The organism is Priestia megaterium NBRC 15308 = ATCC 14581 (assembly GCF_000832985.1).
GTDB classification, from domain to species: Bacteria; Bacillota; Bacilli; order Bacillales; family Bacillaceae_H; genus Priestia; species Priestia megaterium.
The window spans coordinates 1,764,007-1,786,079 of the sequence record NZ_CP009920.1; the positions used below are offsets into that span (position 1 = coordinate 1,764,007).

General features: G+C 38.1%; 26 protein-coding genes and 1 riboswitch. Of the genes, 13 read left to right on the plus strand and 13 right to left on the minus strand.

Going from position 1 to position 22,073, the window contains the following annotated elements:
- Nucleotides 1-29: 29 nt before the first annotated feature.
- From cysC to BG04_RS09695, 4 genes are read right to left on the minus strand one after another with little or no spacing between them, the layout of a single operon-like run.
- The gene (cysC, locus tag BG04_RS09680; RefSeq protein ID WP_014457932.1) at nt 30-629 is read right to left on the minus strand and encodes an adenylyl-sulfate kinase; all 600 of its coding nucleotides are present in this window, start codon (nt 627-629) and stop codon (nt 30-32) included.
- A gap of 12 nt (nt 630-641) precedes the next feature.
- Complete coding sequence (gene sat / locus BG04_RS09685) at nt 642-1,793, minus strand: sulfate adenylyltransferase (RefSeq protein WP_013059582.1); 1,152 nt, start codon at nt 1,791-1,793, stop codon at nt 642-644.
- A gap of 52 nt (nt 1,794-1,845) precedes the next feature.
- A complete protein-coding gene (locus tag BG04_RS09690; protein ID WP_016765794.1) occupies nt 1,846-2,925 on the minus strand; it encodes a sulfate permease in 1,080 nt (359 codons plus the stop codon).
- Nucleotides 2,926-2,944: 19 nt separating this feature from the next.
- Nucleotides 2,945-3,658: a phosphoadenylyl-sulfate reductase gene (locus BG04_RS09695; RefSeq protein WP_016765795.1), complete on the minus strand. Its 714-nt coding sequence runs from the start codon at nt 3,656-3,658 to the stop codon at nt 2,945-2,947.
- Between the two features lie 254 nt (nt 3,659-3,912).
- Nucleotides 3,913-4,015: riboswitch (SAM riboswitch) on the minus strand.
- A 313-nt stretch (nt 4,016-4,328) separates the two neighbouring features.
- Between BG04_RS09695 and cdaS the strand changes: the two genes are divergently transcribed.
- The 3 genes from cdaS to BG04_RS09710 all read left to right on the plus strand — a co-directional run bounded on the left by cdaS (nt 4,329) and on the right by BG04_RS09710 (nt 6,292).
- A complete protein-coding gene (gene cdaS / locus BG04_RS09700; RefSeq protein ID WP_016765796.1) occupies nt 4,329-4,955 on the plus strand; it encodes a sporulation-specific diadenylate cyclase CdaS in 627 nt (208 codons plus the stop codon).
- 97 nt (nt 4,956-5,052) lie between these two features.
- A complete protein-coding gene (locus tag BG04_RS09705; RefSeq protein WP_034648553.1) occupies nt 5,053-5,436 on the plus strand; it encodes a VOC family protein in 384 nt (127 codons plus the stop codon).
- A gap of 67 nt (nt 5,437-5,503) precedes the next feature.
- Nucleotides 5,504-6,292: a potassium channel family protein gene (locus BG04_RS09710; protein WP_013085298.1), complete on the plus strand. Its 789-nt coding sequence runs from the start codon at nt 5,504-5,506 to the stop codon at nt 6,290-6,292.
- A 9-nt stretch (nt 6,293-6,301) separates the two neighbouring features.
- On the opposite strand, the gene BG04_RS09715 is transcribed toward BG04_RS09710, so the two are convergent.
- From BG04_RS09715 to BG04_RS09725, 3 genes are all read right to left on the minus strand, one after another.
- A complete protein-coding gene (locus BG04_RS09715) occupies nt 6,302-6,706 on the minus strand; it encodes a YugN-like family protein (RefSeq protein ID WP_016765797.1) in 405 nt (134 codons plus the stop codon).
- Between the two features lie 378 nt (nt 6,707-7,084).
- Nucleotides 7,085-8,434, minus strand: a complete 1,350-nt coding sequence (locus tag BG04_RS09720) for a glucose-6-phosphate isomerase (protein ID WP_013059589.1) — start codon at nt 8,432-8,434, stop codon at nt 7,085-7,087.
- A 245-nt stretch (nt 8,435-8,679) separates the two neighbouring features.
- Nucleotides 8,680-8,928 (minus strand): hypothetical protein, encoded by a 249-nt coding sequence (locus BG04_RS09725; protein ID WP_100229246.1) that lies wholly within the window; start codon nt 8,926-8,928, stop codon nt 8,680-8,682.
- 214 nt (nt 8,929-9,142) lie between these two features.
- On the opposite strand from BG04_RS09725, the gene BG04_RS09730 reads away from it, so the two are divergent.
- The 7 genes from BG04_RS09730 to mnhG are packed head-to-tail and all read left to right on the plus strand — an operon-like array spanning nt 9,143 to nt 14,896.
- Complete coding sequence (locus BG04_RS09730; RefSeq protein WP_034648550.1) at nt 9,143-11,548, plus strand: Na+/H+ antiporter subunit A; 2,406 nt, start codon at nt 9,143-9,145, stop codon at nt 11,546-11,548.
- Entirely contained in the window at nt 11,545-11,967 is a 423-nt protein-coding gene (locus BG04_RS09735) for a Na(+)/H(+) antiporter subunit B (protein ID WP_013085301.1), read from the plus strand. The genes BG04_RS09730 and BG04_RS09735 overlap by 4 nt, the downstream gene beginning before the upstream one ends.
- Nucleotides 11,967-12,308: a Na(+)/H(+) antiporter subunit C gene (locus tag BG04_RS09740; RefSeq protein WP_013059592.1), complete on the plus strand. Its 342-nt coding sequence runs from the start codon at nt 11,967-11,969 to the stop codon at nt 12,306-12,308. Before BG04_RS09735 ends, BG04_RS09740 begins: the two co-directional genes overlap by 1 nt.
- Entirely contained in the window at nt 12,298-13,782 is a 1,485-nt protein-coding gene (locus BG04_RS09745; RefSeq protein ID WP_034648547.1) for a Na+/H+ antiporter subunit D, read from the plus strand. Before BG04_RS09740 ends, BG04_RS09745 begins: the two co-directional genes overlap by 11 nt.
- A 6-nt stretch (nt 13,783-13,788) precedes the next feature.
- Complete coding sequence (locus tag BG04_RS09750; protein ID WP_013059594.1) at nt 13,789-14,265, plus strand: Na+/H+ antiporter subunit E; 477 nt, start codon at nt 13,789-13,791, stop codon at nt 14,263-14,265.
- Complete coding sequence (locus BG04_RS09755; protein WP_034648544.1) at nt 14,266-14,547, plus strand: Na(+)/H(+) antiporter subunit F1; 282 nt, start codon at nt 14,266-14,268, stop codon at nt 14,545-14,547. It abuts the gene before it with no gap.
- On the plus strand, nt 14,534-14,896 hold the full coding sequence (mnhG, locus tag BG04_RS09760; RefSeq protein WP_016765801.1) for a monovalent cation/H(+) antiporter subunit G: 363 nt from the start codon (nt 14,534-14,536) through the stop codon (nt 14,894-14,896). Before BG04_RS09755 ends, mnhG begins: the two co-directional genes overlap by 14 nt.
- 44 nt (nt 14,897-14,940) lie before the next feature.
- Here mnhG and BG04_RS09765 read toward each other — a convergent pair whose 3' ends face one another.
- Entirely contained in the window at nt 14,941-16,104 is a 1,164-nt protein-coding gene (locus BG04_RS09765; protein WP_013085305.1) for an iron-containing alcohol dehydrogenase, read from the minus strand.
- A 220-nt stretch (nt 16,105-16,324) separates the two neighbouring features.
- Here BG04_RS09765 and BG04_RS09770 point away from each other — a divergent pair, with 220 nt between their 5' ends.
- Nucleotides 16,325-16,555 carry a DUF378 domain-containing protein gene (locus BG04_RS09770; RefSeq protein WP_013059598.1) on the plus strand — a complete coding sequence of 77 codons (231 nt, stop codon included), beginning with the start codon at nt 16,325-16,327 and terminating at the stop codon, nt 16,553-16,555.
- 35 nt (nt 16,556-16,590) lie between these two features.
- On the opposite strand, the gene yugI is transcribed toward BG04_RS09770, so the two are convergent.
- The 3 genes from yugI to BG04_RS09785 all read right to left on the minus strand — a co-directional run bounded on the left by yugI (nt 16,591) and on the right by BG04_RS09785 (nt 18,860).
- A complete protein-coding gene (gene yugI / locus BG04_RS09775; protein ID WP_013059599.1) occupies nt 16,591-16,992 on the minus strand; it encodes a S1 domain-containing post-transcriptional regulator GSP13 in 402 nt (133 codons plus the stop codon).
- A gap of 207 nt (nt 16,993-17,199) precedes the next feature.
- Entirely contained in the window at nt 17,200-18,360 is a 1,161-nt protein-coding gene (locus BG04_RS09780; RefSeq protein ID WP_016765803.1) for an aminotransferase, read from the minus strand.
- On the minus strand, nt 18,360-18,860 hold the full coding sequence (locus BG04_RS09785) for an Lrp/AsnC family transcriptional regulator (protein WP_013085306.1): 501 nt from the start codon (nt 18,858-18,860) through the stop codon (nt 18,360-18,362). Before BG04_RS09785 ends, BG04_RS09780 begins: the two co-directional genes overlap by 1 nt.
- A 158-nt stretch (nt 18,861-19,018) precedes the next feature.
- Between BG04_RS09785 and BG04_RS09790 the strand changes: the two genes are divergently transcribed.
- A complete protein-coding gene (locus BG04_RS09790; RefSeq protein WP_013085307.1) occupies nt 19,019-19,867 on the plus strand; it encodes an alpha/beta fold hydrolase in 849 nt (282 codons plus the stop codon).
- Nucleotides 19,868-20,033: 166 nt separating this feature from the next.
- Nucleotides 20,034-21,206: a MalY/PatB family protein gene (locus tag BG04_RS09795; protein WP_034648539.1), complete on the plus strand. Its 1,173-nt coding sequence runs from the start codon at nt 20,034-20,036 to the stop codon at nt 21,204-21,206.
- Nucleotides 21,207-21,241: 35 nt separating this feature from the next.
- On the opposite strand, the gene BG04_RS09800 is transcribed toward BG04_RS09795, so the two are convergent.
- A complete protein-coding gene (locus BG04_RS09800) occupies nt 21,242-21,766 on the minus strand; it encodes a superoxide dismutase family protein (RefSeq protein WP_034648536.1) in 525 nt (174 codons plus the stop codon).
- A gap of 103 nt (nt 21,767-21,869) precedes the next feature.
- A complete protein-coding gene (locus BG04_RS09805; RefSeq protein WP_034648533.1) occupies nt 21,870-22,067 on the minus strand; it encodes a hypothetical protein in 198 nt (65 codons plus the stop codon).
- Between the last annotated feature and the right edge of the window lie 6 nt (nt 22,068-22,073).

Here is a 22,073-nt window from a genome sequence, read left to right on the forward strand (position 1 = left end):
TTAGAACAGCGGACAAAGTCCGCTGTCATTTAGATAAACTTTCGGTTAGCTAAATATTCAATAACAGTTTGTACACATTCTTCTACAGACTGTGTGCTTGTATTAATTGTTAATTCAGGGTTAGCCGGTGACTCATACGGAGAATCAATTCCTGTAAAGTCACGGATTTCTCCGCTTCTTGCTTTTTTGTAAAGGCCTTTTGGATCTCTTTTTTCACATTCTTCTAACGGACACTCCACGTATACTTCCAAAAATTCATTCCCCTCTAAGATCTCACGCACTTGAGCTCGGTCCTCTTGGAATGGAGAGATAAATGCTGTTAGTACCACTTGACCGCTGTCTACAAATAGCTTAGAAACCTCACCGATACGGCGAATATTTTCTGTACGATCTTCAGCAGAAAACCCTAGATTCTTATTTAAGCCGAAACGAACATTGTCACCATCTAATACATAGTTGCGAATATTTTTATCAAAAAGCGCTTTTGCCACTGCGTTTGCTACGGTAGATTTACCTGAACCCGAAAGACCTGTAAACCATAATACAAAACTGTGATGATTATTTTGCTCGCGTCTTTCCTCTTTTGTAATTCCAGCATCATGCCACGTAATGTTTGTTGATTTACTCACTTCAACCGCTCCTTATTTTGAAGATACTTTTTGTTTTGCTAATCCTTTAATTAACACTTCAATTACTTCTTTACGGCTGAATGTGCTTGGTGGCACTTCTCCGTTACGAAGCATTTCACGTACCTTTGTTCCAGATAGAATCATATGATCTTCCTTGCTGTGAGGGCATGTTTTCGTTGATGCCATCGCTTCACACTTTTTGCAATAGAAGCTGTGTTCAAAGAATAAAGGTGTAATTCCTAATTCATCTGCTGTAAAGTTACTGAAGATTTTTTGTGCATCATATGTTCCATAGTAGTCACCCACACCAGCGTGGTCACGGCCTACAATGAAATGTGTGCATCCAAAGTTTTTTCGAACCATTGCATGGAAAATAGCTTCTCTAGGTCCAGCATAGCGCATCGCAGCAGGGAAAACTGCTAAAGCTACACGATCGCTAGGATAATAGTTCTCTAAAAGTACTTCATAACTTTCCATACGGATATCTGCTGGGATATCATCTGACTTTGTTTCTCCTACGAGTGGATTTAAAAATAGGCCGTCTACAATTTCTAATGCCGTTTTTTGAATATATTCGTGCGCACGGTGAACAGGGTTACGAGTTTGGAATCCAACAACCGTTTTCCAACCGCGTTCTTCAAATGCTGCTCTTGTTTCAGTTGGATCTAGGTAATACTTTTCAAAACGCGTTTTAGGTGTACGTTCTACAAGTACGATTGGACCTGCTACGTATACATTTGGGCGTTCCATCATTTTTTTTACGCCAGGATGAGCAAGTTCTGCTGTGCGGTACACGTTCTCCGCTTCTTTTTCTTTATTTGGCGTATATACTTCAGAAACTTCTAAAACACCATACGTTACGCCGTTTTGAACAAGTTTTACTTTGTCGCCAATGTTTAATTCTTTAGCTTGCTCTTCTGTTACAGGAAGAGTGATAGGAATACTCCATACTGTTCCATCTGCTAAACGCATATTTTCAACAACTGATTGATAATCTTTTTCTCCTAAAAATCCTGTAATTGGGCTGTAAGCACCAATTCCAATTAGTTCTAAATCACTTAGAGCCATGTTATCTACTTCGATTTCTTTTGTTAGTGACGTGTAGTCATATGTTGGTTGATATAAATTAATTAATTCTCCACCGTGTGCTTGAATTGTTGTCATTTTGTAAAATCCTCCTTAAATAATTAACACAATATAATAAAAAGCACTTGAATCACGCAGTCATTTTTTCTTTTTCCGACTGCAAGCTTGCTCTTTTTCTTCTAGTCGCTCTAGCTAAGCTTAGAACACCTGCTGTGGCAATACATCCGCTAGCTAGCACTACAAATGAATATAAGTCGCTTTCAAGTACTAATTTCACAAGAACATATGAGATTACGAGTGAAAATACAGGGGATACCACCCAAACCTTTAACATTTGAATGACCACTTCGCGCTGTTCTTTCGTGAATCCCGTTTTCGCTGCTCCTATTCCAATAATAGAAGACGTAGTGACCTGTGTAAGCGGTACTGGCAAACCAAACAGTGAAGCGACTGTGACAAGAGAAGCACCAGTACCCGAGATAATGCACCCTTCCCCTACAGAATAGCGAGTAATTTTTTTCCCGTTTGTTTCAATAACTCGGCCTCCTAGTAAAAGAGCTCCGAGCGCCACTGCCAATCCTCCTGCTATGACACCCGTTGTGGCATCCATTAATCCAGCTCCTACTAGAGGACCGACAGCATTTGCCACGTTATTCATTCCAGCTGAGAAGGCTTCAAAGAATCCCGTCGCTATAACTAAAATCGTTAAAACTCTTTTCCACTTTCCCTCTGCTTCTTTTTTATGCGCTCTGCGTTTTATCACTTTTCCAATCAAAAAAGCAATGACAAATGAAACCAGCGGAACAATAATCCAAAAAGACATGACAACTAAAAGTTTTTCCACATACAGAGATTGATAAGCTACGCCTACTCCAACAACTGAACCAACCGTTACTTCACTTGTTGATAGAGGAATACCAATTAAATTCGCGAAAAAGAGTGACAGCGTTGCAGCAGCCAGAATGATAATAACTAATTCTACTGACAGCAATTTTTCAGGTATGATACCTGAACTGATAGTTTTTACCACCTCGCCGCCTCCGATAATGGCTCCGAGCACAATACCTATAGCACAGATGAACAGGGCTACTCTTTTCTTTTTAATCGCACCGGAGCCGTATGAAACGCCCATAGCTGCTGCTGCACCACTTGCTCCAATATTCATTGCAAAAAAAAGCGCAATGATAAAGGCAACATATAAAAGCATCATTTATTCAGCTCTTTCGTATTTAAGATTCGTGTAATCCGCATTCAACTTTTTGTGTACCTGCCCATCTTCCTGAACGTAAATCGTCTACATTGTAGGCAGGTGCGGTACAGGGCTCACAGCCAATACTTGGGTAGCCTTGATCATGAAGTTTGTTATATGGTAAATCATGCTTATACACATAGCGCCAAACTTCTTTCCAGGACCAATGAATTAACGGGCAGACTTTCACTTTCTTGAATTTCTCATCTTTATTAAAATAATTCGTGTTGGCACGAGATTCAGACTGCTCGCGTCTCAAACCAGAAATCCACGCATCATAAGGAGCAAGAGATTCCCTTAGCGGGATGATTTTTCGAATTTGACAGCATAGGTTAGGCTGACTCTTCCAAAGTTCATCTCCATGTTTCTCAGCTTGTTCTGCAAGCGTTAAATCCGGTTTTTTCATACGAATACGCAAATCAGGAAAGCGTTCTTTAATTGCATCAATTACTTCATATGTTTCTTTAAAATGAACGCCCGTATCTAAAAAGACGATTTCAGCATCTTTTTTCACTTTTGAAATTAAATCAATTAACACGATCCCCTCGATACCAAAGCTTGATGCGTAAATAATTGAATCTCCGTAGGTATCATACGCCCACTGCAATGCTGAAAGGGCTCCTTTTGTTTCATCTTCACTGTCGAACTCTGGAAATGTATCACTCCAGTTTTCGTACGTATATAAGTCTGCCATTTTCTTCACTCCAATTCTTAGTTATCCGCGTTATCCAATAAAAAAAGACGGTTTTACCCACTAGAATTGGATAAAACCGCCTCTAGTGTGTCTAGTCAGCGAAACTATTTAATTCTTACTTTGCTTCAACATGCTCAAAGATTTGTTTTAAGTCGGGGGTTACAGTCATTGGTGTCCCTCCTCAAATTATCGCTTGCGCTATATCAAAATAAAAAGTCTTCCATATTGAAAGACTGGGTAGGCAATAAATTTTCACCTTATCTTTCAAAATGATACACACTTTGCTGGAATTAGCACCTTGCTAAGCAGGTTGCCGGGGTTCAGCGGGCCAGATCCCTCCACCACTCTTGATAAGCATTTTTTAAAAATTTTAGCATATTTAGAATATTTGTCAACATTAAAAATCATATATCCGATAAGAAAACTATACTTTAAATTCACAGAAATATCTATACTTTTATTTAAAACAACATATGTAAATTTAACCCAAATGTGAACGCATCAGTTTATAAAACGCTTTCTTTTTTCTCCAACTTTTTATATTCTCTTGCTAAATAAAACACAAAACCTCTCTATAAAATTAATAAGGGATTTATAAGCTTTACGGATAATTCACCCACATTAGCACACATTACAGATAACACTGACTGACAGATAGGAGCTATATAAGATGGAGAGACAACCCTTTCAATTAGACGATACAATTAAAAATAATGTGCGAACATATTTACAGCAGATTTCAACTGAAGCCTCTAATTTAATTAAACATTTAGACACGAGTGATCATTGTATCCTATGTGATTTTGAGGAGATGCGAAAGTTATTTCAAGATGTTCAAGCTACGGCTGCCTCTTATTATTTGCGTCATTATCTATCGCCTTATACATTTGAATATGCTGCTCTGTCCTTAGCTATTCATAACCTTTCTGAGAAACGTCACGGCGCTTTAATTGTCATTGAACGGGAACAAAATGTAGACTCTCTTATTCAAAAAGGAATCCCTATTCAAGCTCCTGTCAGCGCTACGCTAGTTGAGACGCTGTTCTATCCAGGGACACCCTTACATGACGGAGCCGTCTTGATTAGAAATAATCAGCTTATCTCAGCTGCTAATGTTTTACCTCTCTCGTCTATTATTTCAACGACCAAAAAATTGGGAACACGCCACCGTGCAGCCATTGGAATGTCGGAAAAATCGGATGCATTAATTTTAGTTGTATCTGAAGAAACAGGCAAAATTTCGTTTGCTCTTGATGGAAGCCTCTACCCTATTCACTCCAGCAAAAATATGATTTAAGAGCCCTTTCCTGATAAGCAGCCCTATCTTGACTTCTATATCCTTTCTCTTTAATATATTTCATAGTTTTTACATACTATAGATACGGGTGATGCATATGACAATTTTAAAATTTGAACATGTAGGCGTTCAAGTAAAGGATATAGAAGAATCTATTGAGTTCTATACGCAAAAAGTGGGATTAGAGCTCATCGAAACACTACCACATACCGATCCATCTTTGAAGCTAGCTTTTCTAGGTTTAGAAGGCAATGTAATCGTAGAGTTAATTCAAGGGTATAACTCAAGCTTACCTAACGAAGGTAAAGTTCATCATTTTGCCCTGGCAGTAGACGGAATTGAAGAGGAGTTTAAGCGTTTAAAATCAGCAGGCGTTTCATTTGTGGAAGAAAACATTGTAACTTTGCCAAATGGAGCAAGATACTTATTTTTCTACGGTCCAGACAAAGAATGGATTGAATATTACGAAGTAAAAAGATAAAGATATCTTATACCTGCAGTAGAAAATGGTCATACTGTGGTTATGACTAATCACTGGAGGTTTTTTTATGATGGAATGGCTATTATTTCGACTTTTTCGTCGTTCTATTTTAGTGCGGCTTCTTTTTATTATCGGCTGCCTTGTTCTGCTTTTCGGCATGCTTATACATTTCCTAGAGCCGCAAACGTTTGGGAATGTGTTTGAAGGAATTTGGTGGGTTATTATTACAATTTCTACTATAGGGTACGGTGATTTTGCTCCGACCACTACGATTGGAAGGTTAGCTGCAATTATTTTAGTCCTGATCGGAACGGGATTTATTACTACTTATTTTGTTACGCTTTCTAAAATTGCTGTTTCCGCTGAGAGCGCTTATTTGGAAGGGAATTTAAAATTTTATGGAAAAGATCACTTTATCGTTGTTGGGTGGAATGAGCGCGCCAAACTGGTGTTAGAGTCTTATCGCGACGCATTTCATAAAGAAGACATTGTTCTTATCGACGACTCTCTGACTAAAAATCCCATGATTTGTGATCGCGTTCATTTTATTAAAGGAAGTCCCTCTCATTATGAAGTATTAGAACTTGCCAACGCTCGGTACGCAAAAAAAGTGCTGATTACTGCCGATCAACATAAGACAGAAGAATATGCAGACATGAATACGATTGTTACGTTAGTCGCTCTGCAAGGATTGAACCCTTCTATTTACAGCATCGTTGAACTGTTAACAAAAAAGCATATTCAAAATGCACAAAATTTGGGGGTGAATGAAATGATTAAAACAAACGAGTTGATTAGTCAAGTCATGTACGAACATATTTTTGTGAAAAAAGTAGAGAGTTTAAAAAAAGAATAGTTCCTTCAATTACTGAAGCAGCGCATCTTCTGCCTCTCTAATTAGCTCTTCTCCTAAGCTGATATACTTTTCTGGAAATGAAGCGTCTGCGTCTTGGGGTTCTGCAAACTGATTAAATGAAGCACTCACATTTCCATTGTGAACATCGTCATCTAGACCAATTTGATATTTATGTGAAAGTAAAAATGGCGTGCCAATCTGTACGGTTGTTCCTTTAGAATCCAGCTCTCCATTCGTAGCTGTAAACGGGATACGTAAAAATTGATAGCCGACTTCATCATTCATCTTATAGTCGAATGAACCATGGTCATAATCCCAATTCCCTCCAATGTTATACCCAAGCGGCTTAAGCGTTTTTTCTAATTCATAAAGCTTGAATAATGTGCCCTCTAATCTTGAAGATAATTCAATCATGTTATCCCTCCTCTGTTTTAACATGTCCTTTTTCCAGCGTTTTATCCTTTATCTCAAAAGCAAAAAAGAGATTGAGATATAACTAAATGAATCCAACCTAAAGACGAACAAACTGGATAAAGTAGCTCGTATAAATCGCTTGTGACACCGTGATGTCCATGCAAGGCTTCGCTTTCCGCGGGCGGGCGCTGAGCCCCCTCGTCGCTTGCGCTTTTCCCGCAGGAGTCTCCGCCTTGCCCTCCAATCAACTGCTAGAAGGACCTAAACAGATGAAACTATATTCACCATAACAAAAAAAACGAACCACTAATCAAACATGTTGATCAATGGTTCGTTTTTCACTTGGGCTAAAATACTTTTGTACCGCCCTCTTTTTACTTATTTCAAACGCTTTTCTAATTCTGCTTTTTTCTCTTCAAAACCAGGTTTTCCAAGAAGAGCAAACATATTTACTTTGTATGCTTCTACTCCCGGCTGATCGAATGGGTTTACGCCTAATAAATAGCCGCTGATTGCACATGCTTTTTCGAAGAAATATACAACATATCCGAACGTATACTCATCTAGCGCAGGAATGTTCACAACTAAGTTTGGAACGCCTCCATCTGTGTGAGCAAGCATTGTACCTTGGAACGCTTTTTTATTTACAAAGTCAACTGTTTCACCAGCTAAGTAATTTAATCCATCTAAGTCCGCTGCATCTTCTTCAATTGTTAGCTCATGACGAGAATCTTGAACTTGTACAATTGTTTCAAAAATATCACGGCGACCTTCTTGTACATATTGACCTAAAGAATGAAGATCCGTTGAGAAGTTAGCAGATGAAGGGTAAATACCTTTTTGGTCTTTTCCTTCACTTTCGCCAAATAACTGTTTCCACCACTCAGCAAAGTATTGAAGAGCTGGCTCATAGTTAATCAGCATTTCAATTGTTTTTCCTTTATTATAAAGCACATTACGAGCTACAGCATATTGATAAGCTGGGTTCTCTTCTAGCTCTGATGATGAGAATGCTTCTTGAGCATCAGCTGCCCCTTTCATCATTTGTTCGATATCAAGACCCGCAGCGGCAATTGGTAATAAGCCAACCGCTGTTAATACTGAATAACGGCCGCCTACATCATCTGGAATAACAAATGTTTCATAGCCTTCTTCGTCCGCTAATGTTTTTAATGCGCCGCGCGCTTTATCTGTTGTTGCATAAATACGCTTGCGTGCTTCTTCTTTGCCGTATTTCTCTTCTAATAATTTACGGAAGATACGGAAAGCAATCGCCGGTTCTGTTGTTGTACCAGATTTTGAAATAACATTAATAGAGAAATCTTTATCTTGTAAAACATCCATTAAGTCTTTCATGTATGTTGAGCTGATGTTGTTACCAGCAAAAATAACTTGCGGAGTTTTACGCTGTTCTTTTGATAATGTGTTATAGAATGAATGCTGAAGCATTTCAATAGCAGCACGAGCACCTAGGTAAGATCCTCCAATACCGATAACAATTAATACATCTGAATCAGATTTAATTTTTTCTGCACTTTTTTGAATGCGTGCAAATTCTTCTTTGTCATACTCCGTAGGAAGGTCGACCCATCCTAAAAAGTCGTTTCCAGCACCTGTTTTCTCATGAATTGAATGGTGAGCTACTTTCACGGCATCACGTAAGTATGTAAGTTCATGTTCACCAAAAAATGATAACGCGTTTGAATAATCAAAACGAACATGTGTCATAGTCTGTTCCTCCATTAAAATATCTTTATTTTTCACTTTATCGAAACTGTTAGCTGAATTCAAGTGAATCCACTTACAATTTGACACAATCATTATAGTTTGTTGAAACTGCAATCATTGTATGTACCCTTTTATTTAACGATAAATTCAGTTGTGAAGTCAACTAATGTTCTTTGATTACAGGACGTAATTCATGCACGATTACGCAAATAATAAGCAAATAAAAAACGACTAAGGAGTGGTCTTCAATCGTTTTTTATTTGCTTATTGGGTGGTGCAATATAGTTCATTTCACCTATCTTCACATATTGTCTCGGTTTATAAGAGGCTTTTAAAAGGGAAGAGTCTATTGATATGGAATTTCCAGCTTCGTTTTTAGAAGTGAGCAGCATCCTGTTTTCTTCTTTCATTTCCAAGTGATTATTTAGCACAAATCCACTCATACATAGTGCAGTAAAAATGAGAAAACTGATGGCTATTTGTTTCCTATACATTTCCATCACCTCACTCTTAGAGTGACAATTTCGCATGATTTTTATACGTCGAAAAAAATTTTTTTATGTTTTTTTTATGGATTTTGTGACGAGTTTCTATTTATTTAATAAGCCTTGAAAATTCTGCTGATACTAAGAATTAGCATGGATGCATGCATAATTAAATTATTATATAATCGGTTACAGAATTGAATATCACAAGGAGGTTTGTCTTTTGTCGTGGTTGCACTTGGTGATTTTATCGCCTTTTTTATTAGCCTTTTTTGTCCCGCTTCTGTATAGGAAATTCCAGCGTATTCATACAGGGTGGTTCGTTTTGCCTCTTCCACTTGTGTTGTTCATTTATTTCACACAATATATCAGTGGTGTTTCTAAAGGGGAAAACTACCTACATTCAATGAAATGGATACCTAGTCTGGGTATTAACTTTGATGCTTACGTGGATGGACTCGGTCTTCTATTCTCTCTGTTAATCACCGGAATTGGGACACTTGTTATTCTTTACTCCATTTATTATCTTTCTAAGACAAAAGAAGCGCTGCATTCGTTTTATGTCTATTTGCTTCTTTTTATGGGGTCTATGCTAGGAGTTGTATTATCAGACAATCTAATGAGCCTGTATAGCTTTTGGGAATTAACAAGCCTTTCATCTTTTTTATTGATTGGTTATTGGTACAAACGGGAGAAATCTCAATACGGAGCCTTAAAATCTATGCTTATTACCGTATTCGGAGGACTTTCCCTATTAGCAGGAATTATGCTTTTATACGTCATGACAGGTACTTTCAGCATACGCGAAATTATCTCAAACGTAGATGTAGTCACATCAAGTCATCTATTCATTCCAGCTCTAGTCCTCATTTTATTAGGGGCCTTTACAAAATCTGCTCAGTTTCCTTTTCATATTTGGCTGCCAGATGCAATGGAAGCTCCAACCCCAGTGAGTGCATACCTTCATTCAGCCACAATGGTAAAAGCGGGAATTTATCTTTTAGCAAGACTCAGCCCTGTTTTTGCTATAAGCGCCACTTGGTTTTTTGCTATTTCAATTACAGGACTAATTACACTGTTTTGGGGCTCATTTTCAGCAGTAAAGCAGCAAGATCTGAAAGGGATTTTAGCTTTTTCAACCATTAGTCAGCTCGGGATGATTATGTCACTTATAGGAGTAGGTAGCGCAGCTCTTCACTATGATTTTTTAGACGATAATATCTACTTAGTAGCTCTTACTGCAGCGGTTTTCCATTTGATTAACCACGCTACCTTCAAAGGCAGTTTGTTTATGGTAGTAGGGATTGTCGATCATGAAACAGGCACGCGTGACATTAGAAAGTTAGGCGGGTTAATGAGCTTCATGCCTGTGACATTTACCATTGCTATCATCGGGGGATTTTCAATGGCGGGTCTTCCTCCTTTTAATGGATTCTTAAGTAAAGAGATGTTTTTTACAGGTATGGTAAACGTGACAAAAATGGATATGTATAGCATGCAGACGTGGGGAATTTTGCTGCCTGTCATCGCTTGGTTAGGAAGTATTTTCACTTTCGTCTATAGTATGATTTTTGTCTTTAAAACCTTTACAGGCAAATACCAGCCCGAAAAACTAGAGAAGAAGCCGCATGAAGCACCAGTAGGCATGCTTATTTCACCTGTTATTTTAGCATCACTGGTTGTTATTTTCGGCTTTGCTCCTAACTTATTAGAATCAACCCTTATTGAGCCAACAATGGCCTCTATCGCACCTAGCCTGCTAGCTGAAGGTAAAGAATATCAAGTGCATATTAAATTTTGGCACGGCTTTACGCTAGAATTATTTATGACGCTAGGGGTCATCATATTTGGTGTTTTGTTCTTTATGACGATTCAAAAGTGGTTAAAAATCTACCCACGATTCCCTTCTTCTTTAACGCTTAATAACGGCTATAATTATGGAATTAAAGGGATGGAAAAAGGGTCAACACGTATCATGAAAACATTAATGACAGGATTTATTAGAGACTATCTTTTAATCATTTTTACTTTCATAGGCATTTTACTTCTCGTGACGCTCTTTTCTCAGAATGCCTTTGCGATTGATTTAAAAGATACTGCTTCTATAGGCGTTTATGAGGCCATATTAGCAGTCGTAATGGTTGCAGCTACTATTACAACTTTATTAGCAAAATCACGCCTCACAGCCATTATTTCTCTAGGAGTTGTCGGGTATACGCTCTCTTTATTTTTCGTATTATTCCGAGCTCCTGACTTAGCTTTGACTCAATTAGTGATTGAAACTGTATCCGTATCCCTATTTTTACTATGTTTCTACTACTTGCCCGAGTTTCGGAAGCGAAAAGTAAGGGTGAAGTTTCAGCTGCCAAACTTACTGGTTGCTCTTCTTGTTGGAACGACTGTTACACTGCTTGGCATATCAGCAAACAGTACGAAACTATTTGAATCGATTTCACATTACTTTATTGAAAACAGCTATGAAAAAGCAGGCGGCGAAAACATGGTGAACGTAATCCTTGTTGACTTCCGCGGATTTGATACATTATTTGAAATTACCGTACTTTGTATAGCAGCTCTTGCTATCTATGGCATGATTCGTCTTCGGTTAACAAAGGAGGAAGAAGAGTGAAAAAAAATGATTTGATACTACAAACCACAACGAAAGTAGTCACGTTTATTATTATCATTTTTGCCATTCATCTTTTCTTTGCAGGTCATTATACACCGGGGGGAGGGTTTGTTGGAGGACTTACTACCTCAGCAGCTCTTGTATTACTACTGCTGGCTTTCGATATAAAAACCGTATCGAAAGTCATCCCATTTGATTATAAGAAGGTCGCGGCTTCCGGACTGCTGCTAGCTATTTTAACCGGGCTTGGGTCATTTATTTTCAAAGTCCCATTTCTAACTCACACATATAGCTACTTTAACCTTCCCCTTCTCGGGAAAACATCTTTAGCTACCGTTGTACTGTTTGATCTAGGTGTATATCTAGTAGTTGTTGGTGTTACGATGACCATTATTCAAACGATTGGAGAGAGTGAATAGTGGAAATATTAATGTCCATAGTGGCAGGGATTCTATTCACTGCCGCTGTATATCTCATGTTATCCCGCAGTTTACTGCGAATTATTATTGGAACAGGCTTATTAAGCCACGGTGTTCACCTGTTAATTTTAACGATGGGCGGATTAAAAGGGGGGAGTGTTCCCCTTCTGGGAGAAAAGGCTTCTTCTTATACAGATCCTTTACCTCAAGCTCTAATTTTAACTGCCATTGTCATAAGCTTTGGCGTCACTTCTTTTTTCCTTGTACTAGCGTACAGGGCTTATCAAGAACTCGGAACAGACGATATGGACAAGTTAAGGGGAAATGAACATGACGAGTAATTTTGTAATCATCCCACTGCTTATCCCGTTTGTTGTAGGTGTTGTGCTCATTTTTTTCAAAGACAATATTAAACTTCAAAGGATAATCAGTGTTTTATCATTAATCACCACCACTGCTTTTGCTGCCTATTTAGTACAGTTGGTTCAATCAAAAGGAGTTTTAACTCACGAGCTAGGGAACTGGAAACCTCCTTTTGGAATTATTCTAGTAGCGGACATGTTCGCTTCCCTTCTCGTACTTACTGCTAGTATCGTAACACTATGCTGCGTTCTTTTTGCTTTTCATACAATTGGCGAGAGACGTGAACGCTTTTACTTTTATTCATTTGTGCAGTTTTTATTAGTAGGCGTATTTGGCGCCTTCTTGACAGGTGATATCTTTAACTTATTTGTCTTTTTTGAAGTCATGCTTATGTCTTCATACGCTCTTATTGTAATTGGGGGTACAAAAGCACAGCTTCGAGAGTCTCTTAAGTATATTTTAGTCAATGTCATTTCATCCGCTTTGTTTGTAATTGCTGTTGCTTATTTGTACGCCGTAACAGGAACTCTCAACATGGCAGACCTTTCGCAACGAATTGCAGAGGCTAACCAGCCGGGAATTTTAACAACCATTGGCATGCTTTTATTTATTGTATTTGCATTAAAAGCAGCTTTATTTCCAATGTATTTCTGGCTTCCAGGTTCGTACAGTGCACCTCCACCCGTTATTATCGGATTATTTGGTGCGTTGCTAACAAAAGTAGGAGTTTACTCTATTTTCAGGACTTTCACTTTACTGTTTTATCACCATCCTGAATTCACTCATCAAATTATCGGTTACGTTGCGCTTTTGACTATCGTTGTTGGTGCAGTAGGCGCCATTGCTTATTCAGATGTGAATAAAATTTTAATTTATAACATTATTATTGCTGTCGGAGTCATTGTCTACGGTGTAACTTTAACAACAAAAGCAGGTTTTGAAGGAGCCATTTATTATTTAATTCACGACATGATTATTAAAGCAGCTCTCTTCCTTCTTGCTGGAAGCATCATTCGAATAACTGGAACAACAAAATTAAAGAAAATGGGCGGGTTAATTAAAGACTATCCGCTGCTTGGCTGGATGTTTTTTATCGCTACTATTTCGTTGGCAGGAATTCCTCCCCTAAGCGGCTTTATTGGAAAATTCCTTTTAGTTCAAGGCGGTTTAGAATCAGAGAGCTACACGTTTGTAGGAGTTTTACTAGCTTCAAGCCTGCTCGTTTTATATTCTGCCATTAAGATTTTCATGAGCTGCTTCTGGGGTGAACCTACGCTTTCTTCTGAGCATGAAAAAGTATCTCTTAAAGGTATTCTATACCCATCCGCTATCTTACTTGCTGTTTCTGTCTTTTTAGGACTAGGTGCAGAAGCTGTTATTCCTTATGTGTCGACAGCCGCTCAAACGCTTATGGATCCTTCAATTTATATCCAATCGGTGTTAAAGGAGTAGATCTGCATGTCATTTCAACTATTATTAAACGTAATCATTGCATTCACATGGATGTTTTTGAGAGGGATTTGGACACTACCTTCTTTTATTATAGGATTTTTCTGGGGAGCGGTACTGCTGTTTGTTTTCCGCCGTTTTTTTCACAGACGTTTTTACTTGCATAAAGTGTATGCGATCATTAAGCTGCTGTTTATTTTCATACGAGAATTATTCAAAGCCAATATTGCAGTTACTAAAGACGTATTGCGCCCTAAATTAAATATTCAGCCAGCCATCTTTGCAATGCCAACCCGTCTGGAGAGTGAATGGGAAATTACCATTCTTTCTCTTTTAATTACGCTAACGCCAGGCACACTAGTAATGGATGTATCAGATGATAATTCTACTATCTATATTCATGCAATCAATACAGACGATATTGATGACATTATTACAGATATTCAGCAAACATTCGAAAAAGCTATTATGGAGGTGAGTCGTTAAATGCTCGATATTTTTTTAAACGTTTCGCTCATTCTCATTTCTGCTTCAACTATTGGGTTTGTTTACCGAGTGGTAAAAGGTCCGTCAACCGCTGATCGAGCAATGGCCCTTGATGCTATTGGAATTAACATCATTGCTATCACGGCCATCATCTCGATTATCTTTCGAACCCAGGCTTTTTTCGAAGTCATTTTACTGCTAGGCATCATAGCCTTTGTAGGTACCGTTGCTTTTTCTAAGTTTTTAGAGAAAGGAGAAGTGATTGAATATGAACGTGATTAGTGAAATCATTGTAGGAGCTTTGGTACTAATAGGGTCTCTTCTGACAGTGGTGACCATGATTGGGCTTATTCGCTTGCCTGATACGTATACAAGAAGTCACGCTGCCTCCAAAAGTGCTACCTTAGGCGTCCTGTTTATATTAGTGGGCTGCTTACTCTACTTTTGGATTGACACTGGCCATATTAGTGCACGGTTAATTTTAGCGATTGTCTTTGTGTTTATCACCTCTCCTATTGCTGGACATTTACTAGGAAGAGCGGCTTATTACAGCAGAGTTCCCCTTTCTGATAAAACCGTTCGGGATGATTTGAAAACCAAACAGCAGAAAAAGCTTACCCATCATGAATAGAAAAAAACGCCGTGCGGTTTGCACGGCGTTTTTTATCGAAAATCTTATAAAGAAGCGCGTAGGATTGCTAGTACATCTTCTTTGTTTAATTTTTTAAATTTACCAAATTCACCTTTAGCCATCGCACGATCAGCCATAAGATCTAATTTGTCTTCACCAATATCATAATCTGCTAAGCGAGTTGGTGCACCTAGGCTTGACCAGAATTCACGAAGCTTATCAACACCTTCAAGTGCTACTTCTTTATCCGTCTTGCCTTCCGTATCTACGTTAAATACGCGTACAGCTACTTGCTTGAAGCGATCTACGTTCTCATCCATTACGTGTTTCATCCAGTTCGGGAATAAAATTGCGAGTCCACCCGCATGAGGAATGTCATATACAGCTGATACCGCATGCTCAATATTATGAGTAGCCCAATCGCCTTGGTGTCCCATTTGTAACATACCGTTTAATGCGATTGTCCCATTGTATAAAATCGTTTCACGTAACTCGTAGTTCTCTAAGTCGTTTAATAATTTTGGTCCCGTTTCAATAACCGTTTGCAGTACTCCTTCACACATGCGATCTTGAAGCGGCGTATTTGTTGCAGCATGGAAATACTGTTCAAATACGTGGCTCATCATGTCGACCATGCCATAAACTGTTTGATTTTTTGGTACAGTAAATGTATTAACGGGATCTAAAATAGAGAATTGAGGGAATGTTGCCGGGCTGCCCCAGCCGTATTTTTCTTGTGTTTCCCAATTTGTAATAACAGAACCAGCATTCATTTCTGAACCTGTTGCCGCTAATGTTAGCACTGTTCCAAATGGAAGAGCTTCAGCTGCGAATACGTCGCGGTTAATGATGTCCCATACGTCTCCATCATATTTTGCGCCTGCTGCGATTGCTTTTGTACAATCGATTACGCTTCCTCCACCTACTGCAAGTAAAAATTCAATACCGTTTTCTTTACAAATATCGATTCCTTTTCGAACAGTTGTCAGACGAGGATTCGGCTCTACTCCCGCTAACTCATGTACCTCTGCATTCATGTCATTCAGTACATCCATTACTTGATCGTATAAACCGCTGCGTTTTACGCTTCCTCCGCCGTATACTAATAATATCTTTTTACCAAAGCGACTTGCTTCTGTTTTTAATTGCTCTAATTGACCTTTACCAAAAATTAATTTTGTAGGGTTATAAAATGTAAAATTGTTCACTATAAACTCCTCCTTACGAGCTTGATTACATGCATCATTATGAAGAACAACTTTTTGATTGTAAAGAAAATTGACTTCCTAAAGATTATTCCCTGTTGGCTAGATGCTCACCCCATCCAAATGAACGTTTATTTGTCTGTATCTTCCAAAAGCAAATATGCATATTTCCCTCTAAAAAAAGCAGGCTAATAAGTGAACTACAAAACAAGGAGGGTTCATCATGAGTGGTATTCAACGTATTGCGCTCGTATTAACGATTATTGGAGCAATTAACTGGGGACTTATTGGCTTTTTTCAATTTGATTTAGTAGCAGCAATCTTCGGCGGTCAAACATCTGCTTTCTCCCGCATTATTTATGGATTGGTTGGAATCGCAGGACTGATTAACTTAGGTCTATTATTTAAACCTTCTGCTGAAGTAGAGCGTACAGAACCTAGAACGGAACATTAAAAAAGAAGGATAGCTCAGCTATCCTTCTTTTTTTCTTATTTCTTAATTAGATCTTCGCGGTTTGATTGCTCAATCCACTCTTCTAATTTTTCTTTTAATGTGTTGAATCCTTGAGTAGATTCAGTATGAACTGTTGCTTGACCTTGACGCTTTTTAGCAGGTTTTTTAGGTGCAGAAGCTTCAGTTTTTTCTGGAGCTGGCTCAGTTGCACGAATAGATAAACCAATTTTACCAGTTGACTCATCAACAGATAAAACTTTAACGTTTACTTCGTCTCCTACTGATAAATGTTCGTTAATATCTTTAACGAAGCCATGTTTTACTTCTGAGATATGAACTAATCCTTGAGTTTCTTCATTTAATGCAACGAATGCACCGTATGGTTGAATTCCTGTTACTTTACCTTTTGTAACAGTACCGATTTCAAATTTTGACATATAAACACTCCTAGATACCTTATTATTTTCATCACTATAGCCAATTTAAAATTATAGCACAGTTCATAGATTGAATCAAAAAGTAGTTATACTATATTTATTATTTACCAATTTCGTCACAAATATAAACTAACACTACATTTCATCATAGCAAAAAAGATATTATATCAAACCGTCTATACGATATGACATAATATCTTATTTTTATTATAACTTATTTTCAACAAAACGGCTAATCCGTTTTATGGATTCTTCTAATGATTCCATTGAAGAGGCGTATGAACAGCGAATATGTCCCTCTCCGCCTTTTCCAAATACATTGCCTGGCACCACAGCTACTCGCTCTTCAAGCAAAAGCTGCTCAGCGAATTCTTCCGATGACAATCCCGTTTTCTTGACAGAGGGGAACACATAAAACGCTCCTCCGGGAGAATGGCATTCCAGACCAATTTGGTTTAATGACTTTACCATATAGTTTCGTCTTCTGCGATAGCTTTTTCTCATCTCTTCTACGTCATGCTGCCCATTTTGTAGTGCTTCAATTGCCCCATATTGTGCCATGGTAGGCGCACACATCATTGTATACTGATGAATTTTCAGCATTGCTTTCGCAATCTCAGTTGGTGCACATATGTACCCAAGACGCCATCCAGTCATAGCAAACCCTTTAGAAAAGCCAGAAATAATAATAGTTCGTTCTTTCATTCCTTCTAAAGAAGCAATAGATGTAAATTCTTCATCATATGTTAATTCTGCATATATTTCATCCGTGATAACAAGCAAGTCATGCTTGATTACAATATCCGCAATAGCCTGCAGCTCTTCTTTAGATAGTGAACTTCCTGTTGGATTATTAGGAGAGCATAAAAGAAGAGCTTTCGTGTTGCTTGTAATGACTTCTTCAATCTGTCTAGGCTGCAGTTTAAACTCTGTTTCTGCCGTTGTTTCAATTGCCACAGGAACTCCTCCTGCTAGTGAAATTAACGGGCTGTAAGACACAAAGTTTGGCTCCACGACAATAATCTCATCTTCAGGGTTAATCAAAGCCCTCATTGTAATGTCTAAAGCCTGACTTCCTCCAACGGTCACGATAATATCATCTTTATAATCATACGAGACGTTAAAATTTCTTTTCATATACTTCATAATTTCAAAGCGGAGCTCTAAAAGCCCCGCATTTGCCGTATAAGAGGTATACCCTCTTTCCAACGATAAAATACTCGCTTCTCGAACAGCCCAAGATGTGACAAAATCAGGTTCACCTACTCCAAGAGAAATGACGTTATCCATACTTGCTGCTAAATCAAAAAAGCGGCGAATACCTGAAGGTTTCAGCTGTTGTACAGTTGTTGACAAGCGCTCTTTCATTACGGAGACACCACGATTCTGCGATCTTCATCGCCTTGGTCGTAGATGGTACCATCGTGCTTGTATTTTTTCATGATAAAGTGAGTCGTCGTAGATAAAACAGAGTCTAGCGTAGAAAGCTTTTCAGAAACAAAAAATGCTACTTCAGACATTGATTTTTCTTCAATAATAACAGACAAATCATATGCTCCTGACATTAGGTACACGGATTTCACTTCTTGAAAACGATAGATGCGCTCCGCAATCTCATCAAAGCCTACTCCTCGCTTTGGTGCAACTTTTACATCTATCATAGCGGTGACGCCCTCATGTCCATCTACTCGTCTCCAGTTAATATCAGCTGAATATTGCACAATTACTTTTTCTCTCTCTAGCTTTTTAACAATATTAGAGGTTTCGTCAAACGTTAAATCCACCATTTTTGAAATACTATCTATTGAAATACGGCTATTTTTTTCTAGAATTTCTAAAATTTCTAACTCTTTTTCTTCTAAGAACACCGCGTTCCCCTCCTACACCGATTAAATTTTTTCACTTTTTCCATTATATCAAATTTAAACACATCTTTATTGTGAAATCTATACCGGTAATTGAGTTTCATTTTATAGATTGCTGGAAATTAGGACAGACTAGAAAGAAAAAGATGGAGTGAAACAAATTGACTGAATCTAAAATTACTTGCCACCAGCGTACTTTTAATGGAGTCAATGTTTACTACGAATGTCATAACTATCACCCTGATAAACCAGCTATTGTATTTATTCACGGCTTTTTATCATCGAGTTTTAGCTTTCGGCGTTTAATTCCTTTATTTGAAGATACGTTTTCTATCATTACGCTGGATCTTCCGCCATTTGGGCGAAGTGAAAAATCGTTAACCTTTCAATACTCGTATAAAAACTTAGCCAAAATTGTCATCGAGTTGATTGAATATTTAAACTTGAAAGATGTTGTACTATCGGGACACTCAATGGGAGGACAGGTTTGTTTAAACGTAGCAAAATTAAAGCCTTCTTGCGTATCAAAACTTGTTCTTCTGTGCAGCTCAGCTTATTTAGGCCCTTCACATTATGGGTTGGTCATGTCTTCTTATGTTCCATTCTTTTATCTGTGGGTAAAAACGTGGCTGTCTCGCAAAGGTGTATTAGGCAACTTGCAAAATGTCGTATTTGATCATCAGTTAATCGACGAAGAAATGATTGATGGCTATACTGAACCATTTTTGGATGACCGTACGTTTATGGCTTTAACAAGAATGATTCGTGATCGAGAAGGAGACCTATCCTCAAAGGATTTGCAGCACATAAAAAAACCAAGTTTACTCATTTGGGGAGAAGAAGACCGAGTTGTCCCTTTACATCTCGGACGTAAGTTAAAAGATGATTTAACAGACTCTACCTTTATCTCTTTAAAGGAAATTGGACACCTTTTACCAGAAGAGTGTCCCGACATTGTGCAGTCTCATATGGTCGATTTCTTGTACGATGAACAAGCCCTGTCTCAATAATGATGGGGCGAGTTCGTATATGTCACAAGAAGCGCTAACTTTAATAAAAAATTTAGTAGTGGTGCTTCAACAATTTTCCATTTTCTTTATTAACTTCACGAGTTAACTTCGTTGACAAACGTATTAAAAATAATCAAACTATTGTATTAAAAAGGGGGTACTTTTATTGTCTACTTATTCTTTTGATCAATTAATTAACCGTACAGGTACGCAGTCCGTAAAGTGGGACAAAACTGATCTTGTTTTTGGAGCAAAAGATGTTCTGCCTTTTTGGGTAGCTGATATGGATTTCCAAGCGCCGCCTAATGTTCTTCAAACCATTAATGAGCGTGTCAAACACGGTATTTTCGGCTACACTTCCCCTACTGAATCTACGGCGAATGCTTTATCATCTTGGGTAGAAAAAAAGCATCAGTGGACCATTGATCATGAATGGATTACATACAGTCCAGGAGTTGTGTTTGCCCTGAGTATGGCTATTCAAGCATTTACGGAACCCGGAGATTCAATTTTAATTCAGCCTCCCGTCTATACTCCATTTTTTAACATGATAAAGGTAAATGATCGAGAAGTTGTTGAAAATCCGTTGAAACTTGCAGGCGATAAATACGAAATTGATTTTGCAGATTTAGAGAAAAAATTTGCAGAAGGCGTAAAATTAATGATTCTTTGCAGCCCTCATAATCCAGTAGGACGCGTGTGGACAAAAGAAGAACTGAAGAAACTTGCTGATCTTTGTGAAAAATACAATGTATTAATTGTTTCAGATGAAATCCATTCTGATCTAATTTACCAGCCTTATAAACATATTCCCATCAGCATGGTGAGTGAAGATGCAGCCAATCGAACCATTACGTGTATAGCCCCTAGCAAAACATTTAATATACCGGGACTTCAGGCTTCAGCTGTTATTATTCCAAATGAGAAACTGCGCACACAGTATGTTCAGCAGCAGCAAAAGCAAGGGTTTTCTAATTTAAACACATTTGGAATCATTGGATTAGAAGCAGCTTACAGCGAAGGTGGAGAATGGCTAGAAGCACTGCTTGTGTACCTGAAGAAAAATGTAGATCTCGTGACGCGTTTTATAAGTGAAAACTTGCCTGAACTGCGAGTGGTTCAGCCAGAAGGAACTTATTTACTATGGATTGACTGCAACAAGCTGCACTTATCTGAAGAAGAATTACATGAACGCTTATTAAAAAAAGGCAAAATCGCCGTAGAAAAAGGCGAAAAATACAGCTCCACATATGGAAAAGGTTTTATCCGCTTGAACATTGGCTGTTCACATGAACAACTTCAAGAAGGATTAAATCGCTTAAAAATAGCTTTAACGTAAAAAACAGCGTTCTTTCTCACGAAAGAACGCTGTTTTTAATGTTTTTTTGAAATAATTCCACACGCGATTCGCTTTCCAGAATTACCTGATGGCTCTGTCATTCCGTCATCACCTTGTTCGGTAATAACAAGGGAGGAACCATCCATACGCTTAACGAGAGATGTCTTTCCTTCTTTTAACGTGACTTGAGGAACCATATCCGTTCCTTTATACGTCTGATCGTCTTCTACCACAATATTTTTCATATCGCCTAAATGCGGTCCTTTTGGATTTAACAGTCCGTGTTTCTTTTTATCAGGATCAAGGTGATTTCCTGCACTTTTAAAGTTAGGAGCTTTGCAAATTCCCATTTCATGAATATGTACGCCGTGTTCCCCAGGTGGAAGTCCGCTTAAATCGTAAGTAAACTCAATTCCATCAGCCTGCTCTTTCAACTTGACTGTACCGATGCTATCTCCATCTGCGTTATAGAATTTGACTTCTTTATTGGATATTTCTTTTTCCATACACCCCGTTAACAAGAAAAAAGGCACGGTTCCAATGAGTAGTAGTTTTTTCATGTTGCCCTCCAATCGCATATGCACTAGCGAAAGTTTTAGATGTCTTTCCATAGATTGTCCAGCAACATATCATTTTAAACGCTTACATTTTATTTGCATTTCATTAGAGTGACTTCTTATTTTCTTGTTCTTTCAGCTTTGCTTCTAATTCCTTCGTTTTTTCTTCTTCTTTTTTAGACACCTTGATGATGAACCGCCAGACTGCAACTGCTGCTAGTACAAAAATCGCCATTGTAGCAAAAGCAGGAATATATTCTGTTTTATCTTCCGGAAAATAAAGCAAAAACATTAAATTCATCATGTACAA

What these genes read in the sequence shown, in the direction of transcription:
- BG04_RS09780 (WP_016765803.1), bottom strand. Translation starts at nt 18,360, where the DNA reads ATGAAAGAGCGCTTGTCAACAACTGTACAACAGCTGAAACCTTCAGGT.
- BG04_RS09705 (WP_034648553.1), top strand. Translation starts at nt 5,053, where the DNA reads ATGACAATTTTAAAATTTGAACATGTAGGCGTTCAAGTAAAGGATATA.
- BG04_RS09725 (WP_100229246.1), bottom strand. Translation starts at nt 8,928, where the DNA reads ATGTATAGGAAACAAATAGCCATCAGTTTTCTCATTTTTACTGCACTA.
- BG04_RS09800 (WP_034648536.1), bottom strand. Translation starts at nt 21,766, where the DNA reads ATGAAAAAACTACTACTCATTGGAACCGTGCCTTTTTTCTTGTTAACG.
- cdaS (WP_016765796.1), top strand. Translation starts at nt 4,329, where the DNA reads ATGGAGAGACAACCCTTTCAATTAGACGATACAATTAAAAATAATGTG.
- BG04_RS09745 (WP_034648547.1), top strand. Translation starts at nt 12,298, where the DNA reads ATGACGAGTAATTTTGTAATCATCCCACTGCTTATCCCGTTTGTTGTA.
- yugI (WP_013059599.1), bottom strand. Translation starts at nt 16,992, where the DNA reads ATGTCAAAATTTGAAATCGGTACTGTTACAAAAGGTAAAGTAACAGGA.
- BG04_RS09770 (WP_013059598.1), top strand. Translation starts at nt 16,325, where the DNA reads ATGAGTGGTATTCAACGTATTGCGCTCGTATTAACGATTATTGGAGCA.
- sat (WP_013059582.1), bottom strand. Translation starts at nt 1,793, where the DNA reads ATGACAACAATTCAAGCACACGGTGGAGAATTAATTAATTTATATCAA.
- BG04_RS09695 (WP_016765795.1), bottom strand. Translation starts at nt 3,658, where the DNA reads ATGGCAGACTTATATACGTACGAAAACTGGAGTGATACATTTCCAGAG.
- BG04_RS09690 (WP_016765794.1), bottom strand. Translation starts at nt 2,925, where the DNA reads ATGATGCTTTTATATGTTGCCTTTATCATTGCGCTTTTTTTTGCAATG.
- BG04_RS09710 (WP_013085298.1), top strand. Translation starts at nt 5,504, where the DNA reads ATGATGGAATGGCTATTATTTCGACTTTTTCGTCGTTCTATTTTAGTG.
- BG04_RS09715 (WP_016765797.1), bottom strand. Translation starts at nt 6,706, where the DNA reads ATGATTGAATTATCTTCAAGATTAGAGGGCACATTATTCAAGCTTTAT.
- BG04_RS09720 (WP_013059589.1), bottom strand. Translation starts at nt 8,434, where the DNA reads ATGACACATGTTCGTTTTGATTATTCAAACGCGTTATCATTTTTTGGT.
- BG04_RS09755 (WP_034648544.1), top strand. Translation starts at nt 14,266, where the DNA reads ATGCTCGATATTTTTTTAAACGTTTCGCTCATTCTCATTTCTGCTTCA.
- mnhG (WP_016765801.1), top strand. Translation starts at nt 14,534, where the DNA reads ATGAACGTGATTAGTGAAATCATTGTAGGAGCTTTGGTACTAATAGGG.
- BG04_RS09750 (WP_013059594.1), top strand. Translation starts at nt 13,789, where the DNA reads ATGTCATTTCAACTATTATTAAACGTAATCATTGCATTCACATGGATG.
- BG04_RS09805 (WP_034648533.1), bottom strand. Translation starts at nt 22,067, where the DNA reads ATGATGAATTTAATGTTTTTGCTTTATTTTCCGGAAGATAAAACAGAA.